Source organism: Kribbella sp. NPDC050281 (assembly GCF_040655855.1).
In the GTDB taxonomy this organism is placed as follows: Bacteria; Actinomycetota; Actinomycetes; order Propionibacteriales; family Kribbellaceae; genus Kribbella.
Genome location: NZ_JBFAKS010000036.1, coordinates 61,268 through 82,542 on the forward strand (window position 1 = coordinate 61,268; position 21,275 = coordinate 82,542).

At 69.3% G+C, this 21,275-nt stretch carries 25 protein-coding genes; 15 read left to right on the forward strand and 10 right to left on the reverse strand.

Annotated elements, in window-relative coordinates; all coding sequences use genetic code 11:
- Positions 1–12: 12 nt before the first annotated feature.
- Entirely contained in the window at positions 13–660 is a 648-nt protein-coding gene (locus AB0I34_RS32165) for an HAD hydrolase-like protein (RefSeq protein WP_360452381.1), read from the forward strand.
- A 3-nt stretch (positions 661–663) separates the two neighbouring features.
- On the opposite strand, the gene AB0I34_RS32170 is transcribed toward AB0I34_RS32165, so the two are convergent.
- Positions 664–1,164 (reverse strand): DinB family protein, encoded by a 501-nt coding sequence (locus AB0I34_RS32170; protein WP_360452383.1) that lies wholly within the window; start codon positions 1,162–1,164, stop codon positions 664–666.
- Positions 1,165–1,197: 33 nt separating this feature from the next.
- Between AB0I34_RS32170 and AB0I34_RS32175 the strand changes: the two genes are divergently transcribed.
- Positions 1,198–2,202, forward strand: coding sequence for a hydroxyacid dehydrogenase (locus tag AB0I34_RS32175; RefSeq protein ID WP_360452385.1), 1,005 nt, complete (start codon positions 1,198–1,200; stop codon positions 2,200–2,202).
- Here AB0I34_RS32175 and AB0I34_RS32180 read toward each other — a convergent pair.
- Complete coding sequence (locus tag AB0I34_RS32180) at positions 2,199–2,720, reverse strand: AAA family ATPase (protein WP_360452387.1); 522 nt, start codon at positions 2,718–2,720, stop codon at positions 2,199–2,201. The genes AB0I34_RS32175 and AB0I34_RS32180 overlap by 4 nt on opposite strands.
- A complete protein-coding gene (gene aroQ / locus AB0I34_RS32185) occupies positions 2,717–3,337 on the reverse strand; it encodes a gamma subclass chorismate mutase AroQ (protein ID WP_360452389.1) in 621 nt (206 codons plus the stop codon). Before aroQ ends, AB0I34_RS32180 begins: the two co-directional genes overlap by 4 nt.
- A gap of 158 nt (positions 3,338–3,495) precedes the next feature.
- Between aroQ and AB0I34_RS32190 the strand changes: the two genes are divergently transcribed.
- The 9 genes from AB0I34_RS32190 to AB0I34_RS32230 all read left to right on the forward strand — a co-directional run bounded on the left by AB0I34_RS32190 (position 3,496) and on the right by AB0I34_RS32230 (position 11,099).
- Positions 3,496–5,091, forward strand: a complete 1,596-nt coding sequence (locus AB0I34_RS32190; RefSeq protein ID WP_360452391.1) for a molybdopterin-dependent oxidoreductase — start codon at positions 3,496–3,498, stop codon at positions 5,089–5,091.
- Positions 5,092–5,164: 73 nt separating this feature from the next.
- Positions 5,165–5,812 (forward strand): fasciclin domain-containing protein, encoded by a 648-nt coding sequence (locus AB0I34_RS32195; RefSeq protein WP_360452393.1) that lies wholly within the window; start codon positions 5,165–5,167, stop codon positions 5,810–5,812.
- Between the two features lie 2 nt (positions 5,813–5,814).
- A complete protein-coding gene (locus tag AB0I34_RS32200) occupies positions 5,815–6,426 on the forward strand; it encodes a sigma-70 family RNA polymerase sigma factor (RefSeq protein ID WP_360452395.1) in 612 nt (203 codons plus the stop codon).
- Positions 6,423–7,142, forward strand: coding sequence for an anti-sigma factor (locus AB0I34_RS32205; protein ID WP_360452397.1), 720 nt, complete (start codon positions 6,423–6,425; stop codon positions 7,140–7,142). The genes AB0I34_RS32200 and AB0I34_RS32205 overlap by 4 nt, the downstream gene beginning before the upstream one ends.
- 19 nt (positions 7,143–7,161) lie before the next feature.
- The gene (locus tag AB0I34_RS32210) at positions 7,162–7,602 is read left to right on the forward strand and encodes a PaaI family thioesterase (RefSeq protein ID WP_360452399.1); all 441 of its coding nucleotides are present in this window, start codon (positions 7,162–7,164) and stop codon (positions 7,600–7,602) included.
- A 90-nt stretch (positions 7,603–7,692) separates the two neighbouring features.
- Positions 7,693–9,087 carry a DHA2 family efflux MFS transporter permease subunit gene (locus AB0I34_RS32215; protein WP_360452401.1) on the forward strand — a complete coding sequence of 465 codons (1,395 nt, stop codon included), beginning with the start codon at positions 7,693–7,695 and terminating at the stop codon, positions 9,085–9,087.
- The gene (locus tag AB0I34_RS32220; RefSeq protein ID WP_360452403.1) at positions 9,084–10,025 is read left to right on the forward strand and encodes a sigma-70 family RNA polymerase sigma factor; all 942 of its coding nucleotides are present in this window, start codon (positions 9,084–9,086) and stop codon (positions 10,023–10,025) included. Before AB0I34_RS32215 ends, AB0I34_RS32220 begins: the two co-directional genes overlap by 4 nt.
- Positions 10,026–10,038: 13 nt before the next feature.
- Positions 10,039–10,803, forward strand: coding sequence for an isocitrate lyase/phosphoenolpyruvate mutase family protein (locus tag AB0I34_RS32225; protein ID WP_360452405.1), 765 nt, complete (start codon positions 10,039–10,041; stop codon positions 10,801–10,803).
- Positions 10,804–10,883: 80 nt separating this feature from the next.
- Entirely contained in the window at positions 10,884–11,099 is a 216-nt protein-coding gene (locus tag AB0I34_RS32230; RefSeq protein ID WP_360452407.1) for an antitoxin, read from the forward strand.
- A gap of 87 nt (positions 11,100–11,186) precedes the next feature.
- Here the strand turns inward: AB0I34_RS32230 and AB0I34_RS32235 are convergent, their stop codons facing one another.
- The 5 genes from AB0I34_RS32235 to AB0I34_RS32255 form a co-directional block, all read right to left on the reverse strand.
- Complete coding sequence (locus AB0I34_RS32235; protein WP_360452409.1) at positions 11,187–12,026, reverse strand: class I SAM-dependent methyltransferase; 840 nt, start codon at positions 12,024–12,026, stop codon at positions 11,187–11,189.
- A 58-nt stretch (positions 12,027–12,084) separates the two neighbouring features.
- Positions 12,085–12,927 carry a hypothetical protein gene (locus AB0I34_RS32240; protein WP_360452411.1) on the reverse strand — a complete coding sequence of 281 codons (843 nt, stop codon included), beginning with the start codon at positions 12,925–12,927 and terminating at the stop codon, positions 12,085–12,087.
- Between the two features lie 104 nt (positions 12,928–13,031).
- The gene (locus AB0I34_RS32245) at positions 13,032–13,694 is read right to left on the reverse strand and encodes a hypothetical protein (protein ID WP_360452413.1); all 663 of its coding nucleotides are present in this window, start codon (positions 13,692–13,694) and stop codon (positions 13,032–13,034) included.
- Positions 13,691–13,933 (reverse strand): hypothetical protein, encoded by a 243-nt coding sequence (locus AB0I34_RS32250; protein ID WP_360452415.1) that lies wholly within the window; start codon positions 13,931–13,933, stop codon positions 13,691–13,693. The genes AB0I34_RS32245 and AB0I34_RS32250 overlap by 4 nt, the downstream gene beginning before the upstream one ends.
- A 5-nt stretch (positions 13,934–13,938) precedes the next feature.
- Positions 13,939–14,652, reverse strand: a complete 714-nt coding sequence (locus AB0I34_RS32255; RefSeq protein ID WP_360452416.1) for a hypothetical protein — start codon at positions 14,650–14,652, stop codon at positions 13,939–13,941.
- Positions 14,653–14,999: 347 nt separating this feature from the next.
- Here AB0I34_RS32255 and AB0I34_RS32260 point away from each other — a divergent pair, with 347 nt between their 5' ends.
- The 3 genes from AB0I34_RS32260 to AB0I34_RS32270 are packed head-to-tail and all read left to right on the forward strand — an operon-like array spanning position 15,000 to position 17,861.
- Positions 15,000–16,175, forward strand: a complete 1,176-nt coding sequence (locus tag AB0I34_RS32260) for an ATP-binding protein (protein WP_360452418.1) — start codon at positions 15,000–15,002, stop codon at positions 16,173–16,175.
- Positions 16,159–17,226, forward strand: a complete 1,068-nt coding sequence (locus AB0I34_RS32265) for a hypothetical protein (RefSeq protein WP_360452420.1) — start codon at positions 16,159–16,161, stop codon at positions 17,224–17,226. Before AB0I34_RS32260 ends, AB0I34_RS32265 begins: the two co-directional genes overlap by 17 nt.
- On the forward strand, positions 17,211–17,861 hold the full coding sequence (locus AB0I34_RS32270; RefSeq protein WP_360452422.1) for a response regulator: 651 nt from the start codon (positions 17,211–17,213) through the stop codon (positions 17,859–17,861). Before AB0I34_RS32265 ends, AB0I34_RS32270 begins: the two co-directional genes overlap by 16 nt.
- Here AB0I34_RS32270 and AB0I34_RS32275 read toward each other — a convergent pair.
- Positions 17,858–18,832, reverse strand: a complete 975-nt coding sequence (locus AB0I34_RS32275; RefSeq protein ID WP_360452424.1) for an aminoglycoside phosphotransferase family protein — start codon at positions 18,830–18,832, stop codon at positions 17,858–17,860. The two genes, AB0I34_RS32270 and AB0I34_RS32275, sit on opposite strands and share 4 nt — an antisense overlap.
- A 225-nt stretch (positions 18,833–19,057) precedes the next feature.
- Between AB0I34_RS32275 and AB0I34_RS32280 the strand changes: the two genes are divergently transcribed.
- On the forward strand, positions 19,058–19,792 hold the full coding sequence (locus AB0I34_RS32280) for an SDR family NAD(P)-dependent oxidoreductase (protein ID WP_360452426.1): 735 nt from the start codon (positions 19,058–19,060) through the stop codon (positions 19,790–19,792).
- On the opposite strand, the gene AB0I34_RS32285 is transcribed toward AB0I34_RS32280, so the two are convergent.
- Positions 19,751–21,271: an FGGY-family carbohydrate kinase gene (locus AB0I34_RS32285; RefSeq protein WP_360452428.1), complete on the reverse strand. Its 1,521-nt coding sequence runs from the start codon at positions 21,269–21,271 to the stop codon at positions 19,751–19,753. The two genes, AB0I34_RS32280 and AB0I34_RS32285, sit on opposite strands and share 42 nt — an antisense overlap.
- Positions 21,272–21,275: the final 4 nt, after the last annotated feature.

A 21,275-nucleotide genomic window follows, 5' to 3' on the forward strand; every position in this document is an offset into this window, starting at 1 on the left:
ACAGTTGCGCGGGTGAGGATTTCGCATGTCGTGTGGGACTGGAACGGCACTCTGCTCGACGACAACAACGCCGTACTGGCCGCGGTCAACGCGGTCTGCGTCGAGTTCGGCCGGGCGGATCTGACCTGGCCCGAGTGGCAGGCGGTCTACGCACGGCCGATGCGGGTCTCGTACGAGCAGATCCTCCAGCGTCCCCTCGACGACGAGGAGTGGGCGCGCGTCGACAAGCTCTACCACGAGCGGTACGACGCTCTGCTGCACACGTGTGGCCTGGCAGCAGGAGTCCCCGACGAGCTACGGCTGTGGGGCGAGAGTGGGCGGACTCAGTCCTTGCTGTCGATGTGGTTCCACGCGCGGCTGACACCGACGATCGACCAGTTCGGGCTGACTCAGTACTTCAGTCGGGTCGACGGTCTGGTCGGCGACGTCGGTGGCGGTTCGAAGGCCGACAGTCTGATCCGCCATCTGGAGGCTCAGCACCTGGACCCGGCCGACGTCGTCCTGATCGGCGATGTCGTCGACGACGCCAATGCAGCCGCGGCTGCCGGCGCCCAGTGCGTCCTCGTGACCACCGGTGCGATGACTCGGACCGCGTTGGAGACCACCGGCCTTCCGGTCACCAACTCCGTCACCGAAGCCCTGCGCCTGATCGAGTCCTGAGCGTCAGAGCCCGACCGCGCCGTCGAGCTGCTCGCGGAGGAGGTCAGCGTGACCGTTGTGCCGCGCGTACTCCTCGAGCAGGTGCATCAACACCCAGCGGAGTGAGACCGGACCCTCACCGGGCTCGTCTCCGACGACATCGAGATCCGGCGCCGCCGCGACGAACTTGTCCGCGAACGCGACCTCGGCCCGCCACGCATCCCAGGCCTGATCAACCATCGCCGCGTCCGCACCCGTGACGTCGAAGGCGTCCGGTACGTCGAACAGCGGCGGGGCTTCCTCCCCTGCCATCACTCGGCGGAACCAGAACCGTTCAGTCTCGGCCGCGTGCCGAACCAGCCCGAGCAGCGACAACCCCGAACGCCGTACCGCGCGCTCTCCCAACTGCTCCGGCTTCAGATCGGCGCACTTGAGTTCCAGCGTCTCCCGATGCCACTGCAGGAACGCGAGCACCGTCTCACGTTCCTGCGCACTCGGCGGACGTCTACTCCGCGAATTCACCACCCCCGGATCCTACGTCGTGGCTACTATCTGGCCATGCGTGAAGGGGTTCGGATGTTGTTGGTGGCTGCGCCGTCGTTCCGGTCGATGGTGTTCTCGGACGAGAGCGTCGCGCGGCTGGAGAAGCTCGGTGAGCTTGTGCTGCTCGATGATCCCGGTGACGCCGAGGCGCTGGTGGGCGCGCTGCCCGGGACCGACGTACTGATTCCCTCGTGGGGTGCTACGCCGCTGACTGCTGAGGTGCTCGCGCACGCGTCGCGCTTGCGGTTGATCGCGTACAGCGCGTCGTCGGTGAAGCACTTCGTCACAGACGAGGTGTTTCGGCGCGGCATCCGGATCACGCAGGCCGGGCAGGCGATGGCGCGGCCGGTTGCCGAGGTCTCGCTGGCGTTCACCCTCACGATGCTGCACCGGATCCATCGGTTCGACCGCGCGATGCACAGTGGCGCGGCGTGGGTGGGCGCGATCGACACGCCTCCGCAGCACGGCATCACAGGCTCCCGGATCGGCGTCGTCGGCGCCTCCCGGACCGGCGTCGAGTACCTCGCGATGGTCGTTGCCCTCGGCGCCGATGTCGTTGTCTACGACCCGTATCTGACCGACGAGCGCGCGACAGAGCTCGGCGTACGGCGGATGGACCTGGACGAACTGCTGCGGACCAGCCGGGCGGTTGCTCTGCACGCGCCGACGCTGCCCGAGACGCGCCAGATGATCGGGACACGCGAGCTGGCGCTGATGCCCGACGGCTCGGCGCTGGTCAACACCGCGCGCTCCTGGCTGGTCGACTCGGATGCGTTGCTCGCCGAGCTACGGACCGGGCGGATCGACGCGGCCCTGGACGTGTTCGACGAGGAACCGTTGCCGCTGGACAGCCCGCTCAGAGGGCTCCCGAACGTCGTACTCACCCCGCACCGGGCCGCGGGCACGGTCGAGTGCTACCTCGAGATGGGCACGATCGTGGCGTCCGAGATCGAGCGGTACGTCGCCGGATCCCCGTTGCACTACGAACTCACTGAAGCTGCCCTCGCCCGGATGGCCTAAGAGGGCCAGCGCGCGAGCACCTCGTCCGCTACCTCGTCGATCGTGCGCCCCGCTGTTCCGACCGAGTAGTCGCTGACGTCGTGAGCGGCGAGCTGGGCGGACAGCTCGACTGCACGGGCAACCAGCTTGGCGACGTCGGCGCCACTCTCTCGACCGCGGCCGAGAATCCGCTGCGCCAGCTCATCGTCCGGCGCCTCCAGCCGGCAGATGACCACCGCTCCGCCCGTGGCCACCTCCAGCAGCTTCCGCTCGCCTTGGTCCTCCACGACCCCCGCGATGATCAGCCGACGGCTGCCGGCGGCGCGGTAGTTCGACCACACCGCCGCCAGGTTCGTCGCCTTCAGCCGCGCTTGATGCGGGTCGTCCTCCGGAGCCGGCCAGGCCGCACCCATCAGATCGAGATCCACGAACGCCGGATCCTGCCCGAGGTCGGTACACCGATCGAAGACCCGCCAGCCGACCGTCGTCTTCCCGACCCCGGGCGGACCCGAGAGCACCAGCGCAGACACCAGGGTCATCCGCAGACCGTTGCGGTGCCGACAGCCAGAGCCTGGCGGTGGAGGTGGTCGAAGTGGTGCTCGAGCGAGCCGGTCGTCGTTGCTACCAGCAGGGAGATGTCGCAGGCCAGGCCGGCGTGCCGGAAGTGGTCGACGCGGACCAGTTCGGTGAGCAGACCCGTCGTCAGCTCGTCGAGCTCCTGACGTACGGCGTCCAGATCCGGCCCGGACGTCGGAGCGGATGACGGATCGGCGGCCCACTTGGCCAGCAGTCCGCGCTGCACGACCTTGCTGGCCTCGATCTGCGCCTGGAAGAAGTCGGCCGTCGAGTCCGGGTCGATCCCCAGCTGTACGGCGGACTGCCGGACCGAATCGATGATCTGCTGCTCCCTGACCGGGTCCTCGACCGGCTTCCCACTGAAGTACTTCGACGCGGCCACCTCGTCGCCCACCTCGATCCGGCGGATAACCAACTCGGTCAGGCCGTCGAGACGCACCGGAGTCTTGTGAAGCCCGGCCGCCCGCGTCGATCCCTGAACCGGCACCGTGGCAGCCGGGCCCGCGAGGGCCGGCGCTCCGGCCTGCGTCACTCCGACCACCCCGGCCACGATCACGCCGCTGATCACCCTGCGAAGCACTCTCCACACCCTTTCCCCGAGCACGCCGACCCGACCGCCGGCGCGCCTCCTCGATGTCGGTCGCTGACGTTACCCGGGGTGCGGTCCAGGGCATCCCGAGTGGCCAGTTGTCGCCAACAGCCGCCCATCCGAGCGGTGGTCGTCGCCGAACCAGGGGCATGGGTACCTCGCGAGGTCGGCAGGCAGCAGGCGCGGTTGGCGGAGTCGTCGCGGCCGGCGCCGCCCTGTCGTTCGGGTACCTGGTGGCCGCCGTCACCGGCGGTCCGTGGCCGGTCGACGCCGTCGGCGTGCAGATCATCGACTGGTCCCCCGGCCCGGTCAAAGACTTCGCCGTCCGAGAACTCGGCACCGCGGATCGTCCCCTGCTCCGAGCCGGCATCTGCGTAGTCCTCGCGTTGGTAGCCGCCGCGGCCGGCGCCATCGGCGCTGGAGGATGGGGTCGGGACGCCCGGCGACCAGGACCTCCGAACCGGTCGGAGGCTCGGGACCGACGGCGACAGGCGGTGGCGGTTGGGATCGCCGCAGGGCTTGGCGTCGTTGGGGTCGTGTTCGCGGCGTTCGGGCGTTCGGCTGCGGCCGGCGTCGTGGATCGGTTGCTGCCGGCAATTGTCACGTTGGTGGTTGCGGTGCTGGCCATGGCGCTGGTTGTTCGGTCGCCACGACCGAAGACCGAGGCGGAGCAGCCGGAGGGGTTCGATCGGCGGCGGTTCCTGGTGACTGTGGCTGGGTTGGCTGTGGCCGGGGCCGCGGCGTGGTCCACGACGAGGGTCGCGTCGTTCGGGCCCGGCGATGCGGTGCGCGCCAAGTTCCGCGTGCCGACACCGGCCGATGCGGCGGGTCCACTCCCCGTCGGCGTCCAGGCCGACGTACCTGGGGTATCGCGGTTCGTGACGCCGAATGCGAAGTTCTATCGGGTCGACACCCTGCTCCAGGTCCCGCGGATCGACCCGGACGACTGGGAGCTGCGGATCCACGGCATGGTGGACAAGGAACTCCGGCTCTCGCTCGGCGACCTGGTGGACCGGCGGCTGATCGAGCGCGACATCACGCTGACCTGCGTGTCCAACGAGGTCGGCGGCCCGTACGTCAGCACCGCGCGCTGGATCGGCGTACCGATCGCCGACATCCTCGCCGAGGCCGGTGTCCGGAACGGCGCCGACGCGGTGAAGTCCACCAGCATCGACGGATTGACCATCGGTACGCCGCTCAGCGCGCTCACCGACGGACGGGACGCGATCTTCGCGGTCGCGATGAACGGCGAACCGCTCCCGTTCGAGCACGGGTTCCCGGTGCGGATGGTGGTGCCGGGTCTGTACGGCTACGTGTCGGCGACCAAGTGGATCGTGGACTTCGAGGTCACCCGGTTCCAGGACTTCAGCGCCTACTGGACCGACCGCGGCTGGTCCGTCGAGGCACCGGTCAAGACCGCGTCGCGGATCGACGTGCCCAAAGGGTTCGCCACGATCAAGGCGGGACCGGCGGTCGCTGCCGGCGTCGCGTGGGCGCAGCAACGTGGCATCCGCAAGGTCGAGGTGCAGGTCGACAACGGCCCGTGGCAGGAGGCGACCCTCGCGGCCGAGGACACCATCGACACCTGGCGGCAATGGACCTTCCGCTGGGACGCGACGCCCGGCAACCACAAGCTCACCGTCCGGGCGACCGACGGCGACGGCAACCTGCAGACAGCGCAGCGGGCCGCACCGCGTCCGAACGGTTCCAGCGGCCTGCACAACACGGTCGTGATGGTCGAGTAATTCCCACCCATCCGGGGCCGCAGCGGCACCGAAGTACCGCTGTCAGTGTCCCCTTCGAGAAAGCGAACCCGTCATGCCCAAGTACCTCGTCCGCGCCGGTCTCGCCGCATCCGCACTGGCTCTCGTCCTCGCGACGGCAGCGTGTGGAAGCGGCGACGACAACAACAGTTCCGCCGCCTCCTCAGCGAGCACGCCGTCGGCCGGCAAGTCGATGGACAGCAGCTCGGCCGGCCTGGTCGGCCCCGGCTGTGCCGACTACGCGAAGGCGAACCCGAGCGGTGCCGGCTCGATCGACGGCATGGCCGCCGCCCCGGTCGCGACCGCCGCGTCCGGAAACCCGCTGCTGACCACCCTGGTCTCGGCCGTGTCCGGGAAGCTCAACGCGAAGGTCGATCTGGTCTCGACGCTCAACGGCGGCGAGTTCACGGTGTTCGCGCCGGTCGACGACGCGTTCAAGAAGATCCCGGCGGCGACCGTCAACACGCTCAAGACGAACGACGCGCTGCTCACCAAGATCCTCACCTACCACGTGGTGCCCGGGCAGCTCGACCCGTCCGCGGTGGTGGGCACGCACGCCACCGTCGAGAAGCAGGACCTCACGGTCACCGGCTCCGGCGACAGCCTCAAGGTCAACAACGCGTCCGTCATCTGTGGTGGGGTGAAGACGGCCAACGCTACGGTGTATCTGATCGACTCTGTCCTGATGCCACCTGCGAACTGACCGTGACCGAACCGACTGCACTGCCCTGGCCGGCCGGGCCGCACACGCGGCCCGGCGAGGTCAGCGACGGCGATCTCCTGGCCCGTGCCGCCGGCGGCGACACGGCAGCGTTCAGCGCGCTGTACGACCGGGTCACGCCCTGGGTGTTCGGCCTGGTACGGCGGATCCTTCGCAACCCGGCCCAGTCGGAGGAGGTCACCCAGGAAGTGATGATCGACGTCTGGCGGACGGCCACCCGGTTCGACCCGCACCGCGGCTCCGCGCACGCGTGGATCCTGACCATCGCGCACCGCCGGGCCGTCGACCGGGTCCGGTCCGAGCAGGCGGCCGCCGACCGCACCGAGCTGATCGGCGCGCGATCGGCCGAGGTCGACTTCGACCAGGTCGCCGACACCGTCACCACCCGGCTCGAGTCCGAGCAGGTACGGCGCTGCCTGGACACATTGACCGACCTGCAACGCGAGTCGATCACCCTGGCCTACTACAACGGCTACACCTATCCCGAAGTCGCGCAGCGGCTCGATGCCAAGCTGCCGACCATCAAGGCCAGAATGCGCGACGGCCTGATCCGTCTCCGCGACTGCCTCGGAACCACAAAGGGGCGTACGTCATGACCGAATCCGACGTGCACACTCTGACCGGCCCCTATGTCCTCGACGCGCTGCCCGAGGACGAGCGGACCTTGTTCGAGGCGCATCTGGCCGGCTGCACCTTCTGCGCCACCGAGGTCGCCGAGCTCCGCGAGGCCGCGGTCAAGCTCGCCACCCAGGTCGCGGCCCCGCCGCCGCCCTCGCTCAAGCCGAACGTCCTGGCCGCGATCGACCACGTCCGCCAGGTACCTCCGCTCGTCGCCGGACACCGCGGCGCACCCGCGCCCAAGCGGTTCACCCGTCGTTCCGTCCTCACACTCGCCGCGGCCGCGCTCGCCGTCGCCGGTGTCGGCGGAGTCGCCGTCGACCAGTACCGCGAGAAGACCGACGCGGTCCAGGCCAACGACCAGATCGCCGCCGTACTCGCCCAGCCCGATGCGCGAACCGTCCGAGGCCCGGTCGCCGGTGGCGGTCACGCCACCATCGTCATGTCTCCCAGCGCGGACGAGGCGGTCGTCGTACTGAACGACCTGCCCAGGCTGCGCGCGGGCCGGACCTGGCAGCTGTGGATGATCGACCCGTCGAAGACGGCCCACTCGGTCGGCCTCGCCGCCGGCGACACCACCCGGGTGCTCGACGGCTCGGTCACGGGAATGATCGCTTTCGGCCTCACGAACGAGCCCGCAGGCGGCTCCGCGAAGCCGTCCCAGCCGGCCGCGGCAACGATCCCGATGACCTGACGACGGGTACTGTCGCCGCATGGACGAGGCTTCGGCTGAGGTGCAGGGTCGGGTCAGGGACAGTTTCGAGCGGCAAGGGCTGATGCATCACCTCGGCGCGCGCCTCGCACTGATCGCTCCGGGGCGGGTGCACATCGTGCTGCCGAGCCGGCCCGAGGTCACGCAGCAGCATGGCTACTTCCACGCCGGCGCCACCAGTTCGATCGCGGACAGCGCCGGTGGGTACGCCGCCTTCACGCTGTTCCCGGAGGACAGCTCGGTACTCACGGTCGAGTACAAGATCAATCTGCTCGCCCCGGCCGAAGGCGACCACCTCGAAGCCGTCGGCACCGTGCTGAAGTCCGGACGTACGCTCACCGTCTGCCAACTCGAGGTGTTCTCGGTCCAGGACGGCCGGCGGACGCTGGTGGCCACCGGTCAGCAGACGCTCATCCAGGTCGCGGCCCGCCCTGAACGCTGAGCGACGCTCGGAAATTCCTTCTCATCGCACCGATGAGTCCGGCGGTCGCGCGCGGTCTACCCAGGTGACAGCAATTTCCCTGGAGGACTTGTGCGGACGACGACTCAACAACGATGGGTATTGGGGCTGGCCTCGATCGGCTCGGTCATGGTGGCCCTTGATGTCCTGGTGGTGGCGGCTGCGCTGACCACCATCCGGGCGGATCTCGGCGCCACGGCCGAGCAGCTCGAGTGGACGGTGAACGCGTACGGCCTGAGTTTCGCGATGCTTCTGATGACCGCCGCGGCGATCGGTGACCGCTGGGGCCGTCGGCGTACCTATGCCGGCGGTCTGGCGCTGTTCACGGTGGCATCGGTGGCCTGTGCGTTGGCCACCTCGCTGCCGTGGCTGATCGCGGCCCGCGCCCTCCAAGGCGTCGGCGCGGCCGTGGTGATGCCGCTGGCGATGGGGCTGCTCGGTGCGGCGTTCCCGCCCGAACGGCGCGGCTGGGCGACCGGCGTGTTCAGCGGAGTGACCGGCCTCGCGGTGCTCGGCGGCCCGATGATCGGCGGCGCGGTGACCGAGGGCCTGGCCTGGCAGTGGATCTTTTGGATCAACGTCCCGGTCGGCCTGATCGCGATCCCGCTGGTACTGCGGAACATCCCGGAGAGCAAGGGCCCGATCCGGCGACTCGACCTGGCCGGCGCCGTGCTGGTCAGCCTCGCGGTCCTCGGGCTGGTCTGGGGTGTGGTCCACGGTCAGGGCTCGGGCTGGTCGAGTGCCGAGGTGCTCGGGTCGTTCGCGGGCGGCGTCGTACTGCTCGCCGCCTTCGCCTTCCGGGAGAACCGGACGGAGCACCCGATGGTGCCACTGACGTTCTTCCGCAATCGAACCTTCAGCGCGGCCAACTCGGCCGGCTTCTTCCTCAGCGCCGCCCTGTTCAGCGCGGTGTTCTTCCTCTCGCAGTACATGCAGGTCGTGCTCGGCTCCGGGCCGTTCATGGCCGGGCTGAAGCTGCTGCCCTGGACTGCCACGCTCTTTATCGTCGGCCCGATCGCGGGTCGCCTGGTGGACCGCGTCGGTGAGCGGCCTCTGGTCGTGATCGGACTTGGTCTGCAGGCCCTCGGAATGCTCTGGGTCAGCCAGATCAGCAAGGGTTCGGTGCAGTACTACGAACTGGTCGTACCGCTCGTGATCACGGGCTGCGGCGTCTCGCTGGCGATGCCGGCCACGCAGAACGCCAGTGTCGGATCGCTGCCGCGCGAGTCGGTCGGAATCGCGGCAGGCATCTACAGCATGACCCGTCAGCTCGGTGGCGCCGCCGGTGTCGCCGTCCTCGGGTCCGTGTTCGCATCCGCCGGTGGGTACGCCGGTCACGGCTTCACCCGTGCCCTGGCGGGCTGCGGCGTACTGTCGTTGCTCGGGGCACTCTCGGGCCTCGGAATCACCGCCCGGCGGCGGACTGCCGGACCGGTCGCGCCCAGGGCTATGGAGGAGGTGGGATGAACCTCGAGGAGGAGTTCGCGCAGCATCGGGCCGAACTGGTCGCGCACTGCTACCGGATGCTCGGCTCGCTGCACGATGCCGAGGACGCGGTGCAGGAGACGTACCTGCGGGCCTGGCGCGGACACGCGGACTTCGAGGGCCGTTCGACGGTCCGGACCTGGCTCTACCGGATCGCGACCAACGTGTGCCTCAACCTCCTCCAGCACAGCAGCCGCCGGATGGTGCCGTCCGCGCTCGGTGCCCCCGGCAACGACCCCGACGAGCTGCATCCGTACGCACTCGAGGTGACCTGGCTCGAGCCGTTCCCCGACCTACTGCTCGGGTCCGACCCGGCCACCGTGGTCGGCGACCGGGAGAGCCTGCGGCTGGCGATGGTTGCCGCGATGCAGCACCTCCCGCCGCGGCAGCGCGCCGTACTGATCCTGCGCGAGGTGCTGACCTGGCCGGCGGCCGAGGTCGCGACCCTGCTCGACACGACCACGGCGGCCGTCAACAGTTCGCTGCAGCGCGCCCGGGCCGAACTGGCCCGGCTACGGCCGATCGAGGAGGACCTCAGCGAGCCGGACGAGCCGCTCCGGCGCGCGCTGCTCGATCAGTTCGCCGCGGCCATGGAGAACAAGGATCTGGTCGCGCTGGAAGCGCTGTTCACCGCGGACGCCCGGTGGGAGATGCCGCCGATCCCGACCTGGTTCAGCGGACGGAACGACGTACTGCGGCTGCTGGACTCGAAGCTGCGGCCCGGTCCGGATCGCCGGATCCTGGTCGAGACGTCCGCGAACGGGCAGCCCGCGTTCGCGCTCTACATCCGGGGTCGCGACGGGCTCTATCACGCGCATTCGATCAAGGTCCTGACCCTCACCAAGGCCGGTATCGCGGCCGTTCTCGCCTTCCACCAGCCCGCGCTGTTCGGCGCGTTCGGGCTGTCCATCATCCGCTGACACGGAGACACCGATGACTTTGGCAACCACTCTCCGGGCGCTGCACGTGCCCGGCACACCTGTCGTCCTGCCCAACGCCTGGGACGCGGCCTCGGCCCGGATGGTCGAGGCCGCAGGCTTCCCGGCCGTCGCGACCAGCAGCTTCGCCACCGCGACGATCCTCGGGTACGACGACGGCGAACACGTCCCGGTCGAGGACGTCCTGGCCGCGACGACCCGGATCGCGCGGTCGATCGCGGTGCCTCTGACGGTCGACTTCGAGCGTGGCTACCGCCTCGCCCCGGCCGAACTCGTCGAACGGTTCACCGCGACCGGTGCCGTCGGCCTCAACCTCGAAGACTCCGATCCCGCCACCGGCGCGATGATCGATCCGGCCGAACAGGCGGACTTCCTGGCCGCGATCCGGGCCGAAGCCGGCACCGAACTGGTGATCAACGCCCGGATCGACGCGTTCGTGCGCCGCGCCGGTTCACCCGAGGAGCAGTTGCGGACCGCCCTCGACCGCGCCGCCCGTTACCTCACCGCCGGCGCCGACTGCGTCTACCCGATCGGGGTCGGGGACCTCGACCTGATCGCCACGCTGACCAAACAGATCCCCGGCCCGGTGAACGTCGGCTACGGCCAGGGCGCCAACTCCCTGGCCGACTACACCGCGGCCGGTGTCGCCCGCATCAGCTTCGGCCCCATGCTCCAGCGCCACCTGTACAGCAAGCTGTCCGACTCGATGCTCCCCGCGCTCATCGCCGACCGGAATCCGTTTGCCGACCACACTCCGTGATCAGGTGTGTGGAATCCGGCCGATCGGGTACGGCGGGATTTAGGTAGTGCCAGCAACCATCGACAGAACGGGGAAAGACGATGGGCATGTTCGACAACCTGAAGGACAAGGCCACCGAGGCCGTCGACGAGCACGGCGACAAGGTGAGCGAGGGCCTGGACAAGGCCGGCGAGTTCGCCAACGAGAAGACCGGTGGCGAGTACGGCGAGAAGATCGACCAGGGCACCGACTTCGCCAGGGACCGGCTGGACGGGCTGGACGGTCAGAACGACGACATGCCGGACAACGAGTCCTGAGCACTCCGACTCGAGCAAAGGCCGAGCGGCCGCGGACCGACGTCCGCGGCCGCTCGCGGTCGGCTGCAGTTGCTTCGCAGCCTGCCGTCAGTGCCAGATGACCGCTTCGATCTCGCGCCGGCGTTCGGAGAAGAGATCGTGATCGGCGGCCTCGCGGAGCAGGGCGCGGAGATCGGTCTCGAAAGCCGGCCGCTCGGCGCCGAACAGAGCAGGTGTTGACCCCGAGAGGGAGAACACGGCAGCGACGAGGTCGTCGACGGTGCGCTCCTCCACCTCGTCGCCACCGACGATGATCCGGGTCGGACCGTCGTACCCCGCGCTGCGCATGATGTCCTCCTCGCCGCCGCGGGTGCCGGTGGGTAGCAGGCTCTGCCCGGCGCGGCGGACAGGACCCAGGTAGCGGGCGACCAGCGCGTCGATGCCGTCCCACGGCGGGCGCGGGTGCGGGAGTTCGTCGTCGCCTTCGACGCCGCGATGCGTGGTGGCACCGACATGGACCCAGGCTCCACCTGGCTCCAGCACGTCGCGCATCCGCTCGGCGACGAGTGCCTGCTTCATCCAGTGGAACGACTGCGCGAACGTGACCACCCGGAAGCTGCCCAGCTCCGGCGAGATCTCCTCGGCCAGGAGCTTCCGCCACCGGATGTTGGTGATCCCGGCTCGCTCGGCGCGACCGGCCGCCACCGCGACCATGTCGCCGTCCGCGTCGACACCGACCGCCTCCTCGAACAGCGGCGCGAACAACAGGGTCAGCGGTCCCGGCCCGCACCCCACATCGAGCAACCGGCCGCTGCCGTCGAGGCCGAGCTCGTCGCGCACCGCGTCCGCAAGCCCAACGGGGTAAGCCATCCGGCCGACCGCGTAGTGCTCGGCACTACCGGCGTACAGGCTCTCGTCCCAGGTCCAGTTCCACTCGCCGGTGTCCACCGCTCGAGACTAATCGAGGAGTGGTGACCACGCGACCGTGATTCGGTCGAGCGATGGCTCAGGTCGTGTGAATCGGCACCGGGCGAACGCCGAGCGAGCGGACCGAGTCGTCGAGCAGCTGGTTGCCTCGGGCATCGATGGTGCAGCGGGCCGGATCCGGGTTTCCGGACGGCACGTCCTTGACGCCGACGACGAGGTCGTCGATGAGATTGGCCGGGAGCTGGTTCAGGTAGGTTGCCGCGGCCGCGACGCATTCGTCCGGTGTCGGCCGGCGGGTGCTTCCGGTGGCGACGTACTCGCGCGAATGCAGTTGTGAGCAGTTCACGGCGGTCTGGGTCCGGCGGTCGAAGCAGCGCCGCCAGCCGGCCGCGGTTCCCTGCTCCAGGACGTTGCGAGCCGAGCCCATCTGGTCGTCAGCCGTCTGTACGGCGCAGACTCCGCCCGGCGCCGTGGCGGCTCGCGGGGTGACCACGTCGATCGTCGGCGAACCACCCAGGAACCGTACGACGGTCGCCTGATCGCAGTTCGTTGCTCCCAGCAACTCCTCGAACCGATGCTTCTCCCGGCAATCGACCGGTTGCTGCGAAGCCGACCAGCACCGAGGCCCGGCAGGAGTCGTCGTCACCGGACTCTTCGGCTGCTCAGTGGTCGTCACGGACGACGACGGAGCGACACTCGGCCCGGCCGCCGGCCCCGCTCCCGGCCCCGACGGGTGGACGTTGCCGAGGATCATCACGACCACCGACAAGAAGTAGCAGACGACCGCAGCAGTCACCGGAACCTTCCGCAAGCGCGGATGAGTGGACCAGATCCAGTACGCCAGCACCACTGCCGCCGCTCCCAGCAGGATCAAGGCGGCGGCGGCGATCTGGGCCCAGATCGCGTCGGTCGCGTCGATCACCGACGGTACCGCGAACGCCAGCGGCACCCCGAGCGCAACCGGCAGGCCGGCCGACGCGACGAAGGGCCAGAGCTTCGTCGCGTCGCCGGAGGTGGGCTGCGTGTTCAGGACAGCACCATGTTCATCAGCACGGCCTCCACCTCACCGCTCTGGCAGCCGTCGGAGTCCTTCAGCGACAAGATGATCTTGAGCGCGTTCACCTTCTGTACCGGCAGGTCGAAGGCCGCTATCTGGTTCAGTTTCACGGTCTTCTGGTCGATGTACTGACTGTTGCCATCGACGCGAACCTGCAGGATCTGCTCCGAGCTCTCGGACGAGTTGCTCTCGCCGAACTCGAGCTTGATCTTGCTGAAGTTGTTCGCCAGCCGAAGCTCGAGAACCTGGCTGTACGAGTCTCCGCAACCGTTGAGGACGCCGCCGATCCCCGTCGCCTGTTTGCGGTCAGCGACGTCGTACCGGCCGTCGCGCCAACCGTCCGGGGACTTGAAGATGCTGCTCAGCGTCAGGGGGCGGTTGGCAGCCTCCGGCGGCAGCACAGCAGGCTTCTCGCTGTCTTCGGGCTCGGTCGGTTCCTCACTCGGCGGATCAACGGACGGCGTGTCCGTCGGGACTGTTTCCGTTGGGGTGGTCTCGGTTGAGGTCGGGGTTTCGGTGGGTGTCGGTGCGGTGGTCTGGGCTGCGACCGCACCGGTGTTCGGCGAGTCGTCGCCGCAGCCGGTCGCGGCCAGGCCGAGGAGCAGCACCGTAGCCAGGATGCGCAGCTTCATGGCCGCCTCCGGAATGCGTCGGATCCGGCGGACTCGGTCATCCTGGGCAGGACACCGACCGCGTACGCGATCGCCAGCAGGATCCCCACCGGCAGGAACAACAGACCGAAGACGAGACCGCTGACCCAGTAGGCGCGGTTCCGGTCGGCTTCGACCCAGGCGTACGACGGGCGTCGTACGGCATCGATCACCGCGGCGATGGTGATCAGGTAGCAGACAACGATGAGTGCTGTCAGCATCGGCGTCACACCGTCCGCGGGTAGGCGGTCGCGGGCTTGGCCTGCCATGACGTCGGCATCGCGTAGACCGCGAACTTCTTCGGTTGCGGCCGGGCGAGCTCGGGCGACTCGGCGAGTTGCCGGAAGCCGGCGAGTTCGTCGTCGGTCAGCGTCTCGTGCGTCGTGCGGTACTGCACAGCGCGCAGCATGATCGCGCGGGCGACCGCGCCTGAGTCGGTCTCCTTGGGCAGATTCAGGTCGACCACGAGCAGCCTGGACGGATCCGCCGTACCGTCGCGAACGACGAGCCGCAGTACCTCCTCGTCGAGCCAGCCCTGCTTCGGACTGAAGCCGACCGAGATCAGCCACGGGTAACGGATGTGCCCGACCAGCGCGGTGCCGCGGCTGCGGCGCGCCGCCCTGAGCTTGCTGACCGCGTTGAGCATCAGCGCCGTACCGGGACTGCCGACCCAGCCGCCGCCCTTGTCGTACTTCGAACACAGCAGGATCACTCGTGCGTCGGTGATGATCACCTCGGCCCGGATCTCCCGCACCTCGACAACGGTCCGGGCCTTTCCGCCACCAACGTCTCGCACCGCAATCGCCCGCGCCACCAACTGCTGCGCCGAACCCCCGTCCAGCAACTCCTGGTTGACCTTCCCACCCCCATCCAGCCCAGGAAACATCGTCTCGTCCCCCGCCTCCCCCACGCCCCTGACACAGAGCACATCAAACGTCATACATCCCCCCTCATCAGTAGTTCAGGTGTGAATCTCGTTGCTGATGGCATCGAAATCGGAGCAGTGCTCGTCCCCACCATCGACTGCTGGTCTTGTGCCGATTCATCTCTCCCCCTCGCAGCTGTGACTCGGCTGCCGTTCCCCCGCACCGACGCTACGGGCCGGCGGGTACGGCGAGGGACCTCCGAACGGAGGTCATTGCCGGTTGAGGTTCGGTCGCTCTGTGTTGTTGACGGTCGCGACTCCGGCGGGCAAGGTATTGCTGCGGCAGGGAACCGCATGGGGGGATGTTGATCGACACAAACAGGCTTCTCGCTGATGCGAGGGCCTCAGTTTCACGCGCGCCAGTGCCTGCGGATCTGGCCTTGGAACGCGGCGCTCCTGATCGCGCACTGGACCGCTTCGCGGCCGTCTACGGCCTCGCTCTGCGGCTCGGAACCGTCGGCCTCGGCGCCATCGCGGCCGTCTTGAGTCTCGCGCCACCGGTCGCACCGCGCTGGCTCGTGCCGGTCCTCGGTGGACTCGCCGTGTGGTGCCTGCTCTTCCTGTCGGTGGTGGTCCGGCACGGACTGACGCACCGCCTGGTCGTTGCCGACAGCCTCATCGTCTGCGCGATCCTCCTACTACAAGGCCATCTGGTCTCAACCGCCGAGCTTCCGAACAGCTCGGCCTGGCTGCTGCCGATCGCCACCGCCGCGGTCCTGCTGGCTCAGCTACGGCTCCGCCCGGCCGTCGGCGTGCCGATCGGCGTACTCATCAGCGCCGCCCACGCCCTGGGGCAAGCACTTGCGACAGACTTCCAGCCGTCGATGCTCATCGGCGCCGGAATCCTGGTGATCCAGACCGGACTGGCGGCCGCCACAGTCCAGCTCGTACGTCGTGCCGGACGCGCCGCCGAGCTCGAGTGTGAGCGCCAAGCCCTGCAGGATCGGGAGGCGCAAGTGGCAGCGGCCCGACGCGCCGACGAGCGCGAACACTTCCGCCAACTGCACGACACCGCGCTCGCGACGTTGACGATGGTCGGCTCCGGCTCGGTCCGATCGGGCTCCGCGATCCTGCACGCCCGCGCCGCGTCCGACGCCGCGGCATTGCGCGCACTGTCCGCCGGGCCGTCCCGGACCGATCGGCAGGAGCGGCTCGACGACAGGCTGCGCTCCGTCATCGAGACTGAAGCCGCCGACCTGGACGTTGCCGCCGCGCTGCCCGTGGTGTCCGTCCGCGCCGACGTCGCCGCCGCCATCTCGGCGTGCGTCGGCGAGGCGCTGCGCAACGTCGTACGGCATTCCGGAGTCGACGCCGCCAGCGTCGGAGTCTCGGTCGACCGGGCGGGACGGCTGCGCGTCGACATCCGCGATCGCGGCCGCGGCTTCGACGTACGGGCGATCGGCGCGCACAGCCGCGGTGTGCGGGAGTCGATCCTGGGGCGGATGGCGGACGTCGGCGGAGTGGCCGAGGTCTTGTCGATGCCGGCCGGCGGTACCCGGGTCGTCCTGCGGTGGGGTGACGGTGACCGGCGAGGGTGATCAAGCGGCGAGGATCCGGTCCGGCCTCGCCCGCGCACTGGACATCAGCGTCGTGGTCATCGTCGGCGTCTGGCATGTCGTCTACGTCCTGCCGTCACTCGTCCTCAGCGCCGGGCTCTACCGCGCGACCGGCGCGGAGCTCATCGCCTGGGCGCTGCTGGCGGCTCTGTTGGTGCATGGCTCGATCAGGCTGCTGACCGGCCGACCGGCCTTCGCTCACTGGTGGCGGTCGGCGGCGGCGGTGATCGCCGCGGGCGCGCTCGCGGTCGCGATGGTTCCCGGCGACCAGATCACCGGCGCCGCGAACTGGGCCTTCGGTGACGTCGTGCTGATCGGTGTACTGCTGATGCTGCGCGAGCGCCTGATCGCGTTCGGCGTGGTCTTCCTCGCGAACATCCTGCTGAACCTGTCGGTCCTGCTGCTCACCGACCACCACATCGACCTGACCGTCATCGCGCGCTTCCTGGTGATCGCCTGCGCGGGCGGCGTACTGGTCCCGTCGGCTGTGCTGCTCGCGGCGCGCGCGCTCGACGACGCGGCCGCGGTGGCGGGATTCGCGACGGCGCAGCGAGCCGAGTCGAGTGCGGACCGCGAGGTGGCCGACGCACTCCACGAAGCTCGCAGGGACCGCTACGAGTCGCTCCGTGGCCAGGTCGCGCCGCTGCTCGACGGCCTCGCGGACGGGTCGCTCGACCCGGACTCGCCCGACGTACAGCGCCGCTGCGCGATCGAGGCCGCCCGGCTCCGGCGGCTGTTCGCCGAGTCCGACGACGTACCGGATCCGTTGCTGCACGAGGTGCGGGCCTGCGTGAACGTCGCCGAGCGCCGCGGCGTACTGGTCGAGCTCGCGACGGCCGGCCCGTTGCCGGAGCTCCCACTCGAGGCTCGCCGCATCCTCACCGAGCCGGCGATCGAAGCACTCGTCGCGTCGAGCACCTGGGCCCGCGTCACGGTGTACGGCGGCCCGGAAGAAGTGATCGTGTCAGCGGTCGGCGACCAGGTCGGACGACCGGATCCCGTGTGGCTGGAGGCCCGATGGCAACATCAGTGACGGTGGCCGTGGTCGACGATCACCCGGTGGTGATCGAAGGAGTCCGGACCTGGATCGGCCAGGACGCGGCCGCTCGGGTCCGGATCGTCTCGGCCGGACCGGACCTCGACGCGGCGGTCAACGGTGCCGGTCGGCACGCGGACGTGATCCTGCTCGATCTCGAGCTCGAGGGGCGGCTGATGATCGACGCGATCGCCGGGCTCGCCGACGGCGGACGCCGTGTCATCGTGTTCTCCCAGCACTCCGGCGAGGAGATGGTGCGCGCCGCCCTCGACGCCGGAGCCATTGCCTACGTCACAAAGCAGGAGGGACCGCGCCACCTGGTCGATGCGATCGTTGCGACCGGGCACGATCGGCCGGCCGTACCTCCGGCGATGGCCGGTGTGATGGTCGCCGATCAGCGACCCCGGCTCGCGCCGCAGGAACGGACGGCATTGCTGCTCTGGTTCCAGAGCCGGTCGAAGGCCGCGGTGGCCGAGCGGATGGGAATCCGCGAGACGACGGTGAAGCAGTACATCGACCGAGCACGGATCAAGTACGGGCAGGTCGGTCGGCACGCCGCAGGCAAGGCGGCCTTGCTCGCCCGCGCCATCGAAGACGGCCTGGTCCGCCCGGACGAGATCGACGACCTCTAGCCCACCAGGCTCCGCAGGCCGGCGAGCTTGCCGGGGAACTCGGTGAGCTGCTTCGTGACGGCCTGCTCGGGGTCGGTCATCCAGCGGGCGGCCGGGATGTCCCCGAGGCAGACCAGGACGTGCTCGAACAGGATGTGGAGGTCGTGGCGAGACTCGCTCAGGAACAGGTCTTGACCGGGCCAACTGACGTCGCCGCCTGCGGCTGTGTACGCCGTCAGGATGCTTGTGATCGGCTCTTGCTGACCGGCCGCGAAGATGTAGGCGACGCGGGCGGCCTCCAGGGCAGCGCTGTCGACTCGGACGCTGTCCCAGTCGACCAGGACCGGACCATCCTCGGTGATCACGAGGTTGTGGGTCTTGAAGTCGCCATGGGTCACGACACAGTCCGGCGCGAGCTCGCAGACGTTCTGGATGCGGTCGGTCAGGTCGAGGATCAGAGGCAGCCGGTCCCACGCCAGGTCCGCCCACTCCTTCCCGCGCTCCCCCGCCGCGGTGAACCACTTCTCCCAGTCGGCGCGCGGGCGGAGCGCCGTACGCCACCAGTCGGGCAGGCCGGACGCGCCCAGCGGTTGCAACTGGTGGACCTTGGCCATGGTGCGGCCGAGCCACCCTGTGATGTCGTCGTCCGCGGCCAGCGGGCGGTTCTCGATCCAGCGGTAGACGCGGAAGAGACGCTCGTTGATGCGGGTGATCCAGCCGAGCACGGGATCGACCGGGGCGATCGGCTCGGCCTGGTCGATCCCCGCGGCCAGCGCCCGGTTCTCGAACGCCATCGCCACTGCGAGCTGATCGGTCAGACCGCCGGGCGTGAACTGCGCGGTCGAGGACCAGTACCCTTTCACGAAGTAGCTGCCGGTCACAGTCCCGAGCCGCCACGTGTCGGTGTCGCCGCGTCGTACCAGGACCAGCTCGCCGACTGGCTCCCCGAGTGCGAAGGCCTCGGCGATCACGTCAGCGGTCGGTGCGTACATGTCCTCACCAACGTCTCCGGCCGACCCATCGTGCCCGGACGGAGGGCCGAGGGCGACGGGGTGACTGCGGCCGGTGAACGATGGGTTGTCGCGACAGAAAACTGTCCAGGAGTACTTCGATCCGGAGGGCTTCGCGTCGTAGGCTGCGTGGCAGCGCACCGTCCGGGCGCCGCAGGGGGGAACTGCTATGAGTGAGTTTTGCCTGCCTTCGGGCGTGGGGAAGCAATGAATCCGCTGGGGCGGATGCTGGTGTGGATCTCCGGCGCATCGGCCGGACTCGGGGCGGCGTTGGCGGCGACGATTCCGTTCGACGCGGATCTGATCGACATCTCCCGGCGCGGCGGGACGCCGGGGGCGTTTCACGTGGCGGTGGATCTGGCCGATCCGGCGTCCTGGCCGGTGGTGGCCGAGGACTTCGATCGGCGGCTGTCCGGGTTCGACGGGGACACGGTGGTGTTCATCCACAACGCCGGCACGCTGGCCCCGCTGGGGTCCGCCGGCCGGGTCGACACCGAGGAGTACACGCGCAACGTGCTGCTCAACTCCGCCTCGGCGCAGGTCCTCGGCCAGGCGTTCCTGCAGGCGGTCGCCGAGAAGCCGTACAACCAGCACCTGATCATGGTGTCCTCGGGCGCGGCCAAGCACCCGCACGAAGGCGAGTCGAGCTACTGCGCCGGCAAGGCCGCGATCGACCAATGGGTGCGAACGGTCGGGCTGGAGCAGGACCGCCGAAGTCCGGGCTGCCGGGTGATCTCGGTGTCACCCGGCGCCGTCGACACCGCTATGCAGGCCGAGCTGCGAGCCACCACCGAAGAGCAGGTGCCGGACGCCCGGCGCTTCCGCGAACTGGACGCACAGGGTCTGCTCGCCAAACCGGAAGACGTCGCCCGGTCCATCTGGTCGCTGCTCGACCGCGATCTACCCAACGGCACCGTGCTCCACATCAGCGACGTCACCTGACGACTGCACCGAGCGGGCCAGCCGGTGCACCTGGGGACGGGTCGCCGGGTACAGCTCGCCGTACGTCTGGAAGAGGGTGGCGTAGACGGACGTGGTCGATGGATCCGGCTGGATCGTGTGATCCAGCCGGGCCCAGTCCGTCTCCGGTGGCACGAGGCCGACCCCGATCGCCGCGAGCAGTGCATCGCCGTACGACGCTCCGATCGTCTCTGCGGGCACCTGCTGGACCAGACCGCTCACATCACTCACGATCTGCGTCCACAGTCCGCCCTGCGTGCCGCCACCGACCGCGACGATGCGGGTCGGCCGCCCAGCCGCCTCCTCGAAGGACTCCACGATCTGCCGCACGCCACAAGCGATTCCCTCGTACGCCGCCCGCAGTAGATGGCCACGCCGGTGGCGCAGAGTCAGTCCGGCGATCACGCCACGCGCGAGTGGGTCGTAGATCGGCGTCCGCTCCCCGCTGAAGTACGGCAGCATCACCAGGCCCTCGCTCCCCGCGGGAACAGCGGCGGCCTCGGCGACCAGCGTCTCGAACGGCACGCCACCGGTCAGGTCCTGCAGCCAGGTGGTGATCGTGCCGGACGTCGCCATCCCCGCAGCCAGTGTGTGGGTTGACTGCTCGACCCCAGAGGTCGTCCAGAGCCCGCGCACACTCGTCGGCGCAGTCAACACCTGCACGAAGAACATGGTGGAGCCGTACATCAGCATCAGGTCGCCAGGACGTCGTACGCCGACGCTGAAGGCCTCCGCCCACGCATCGACGGTGCCTGCGACGACCGGAGTCCCTTGGGCTAGTCCAGTCGCCGCAGCCGCGGCCTCATGGACCACTCCGACCTGCTCCGAGGGCCACACCAAGCGTGGCAGTGCCAGACCTGGCAGGACCTGCTCAACCCAGTCGGTCGCCCAGACCTGCGTGTGGATGTCGTAGAAGGGGTCGCACTGGCTGGCGGTGTGGTGGTCGAGCACCCACTCACCGGTCAGCCGGGCCACGACGTACGTGTGCGCGCTGAACCACCGGTCCTGTGGTCGCCAGGCCTCGCCGGCCTCCCGGCGCAACCACGCCAGCTTCGGACCGATCGCCTGGCTGGACAGGTCCTTGCCACAGCGTTGCAGGATCGCGTCCGCGCCGAGCTGTGCGGTGATCTCGTCGATCTCCACCGTCGCGCGGGTGTCGACGCCGTACAGGATGGCCGGCCTTCGCGGGTGGAGTTGCTCATCGGTCTGGACGACGCATGGTCCGAGGCCGGAGATGCAGACGGCATCGATCCGGGCGTCCGGATGCGTCGAGGTCAGCTCGCTCAGCACCTCCGCGACGTCACCCCACCAGTCGCGTTCGGCGTCCATCTCCGCCCAGCCCGGCCGCGGCAGATTCGGGGCGTGGTCTCGTCGCGCGACGGCTCGTACCGTCCCGTCGATGGTGGTCAGGACGGCCTTGGTACTGCCGGTGCCGATGTCGACTCCGATGACGAGGTTCACGCCT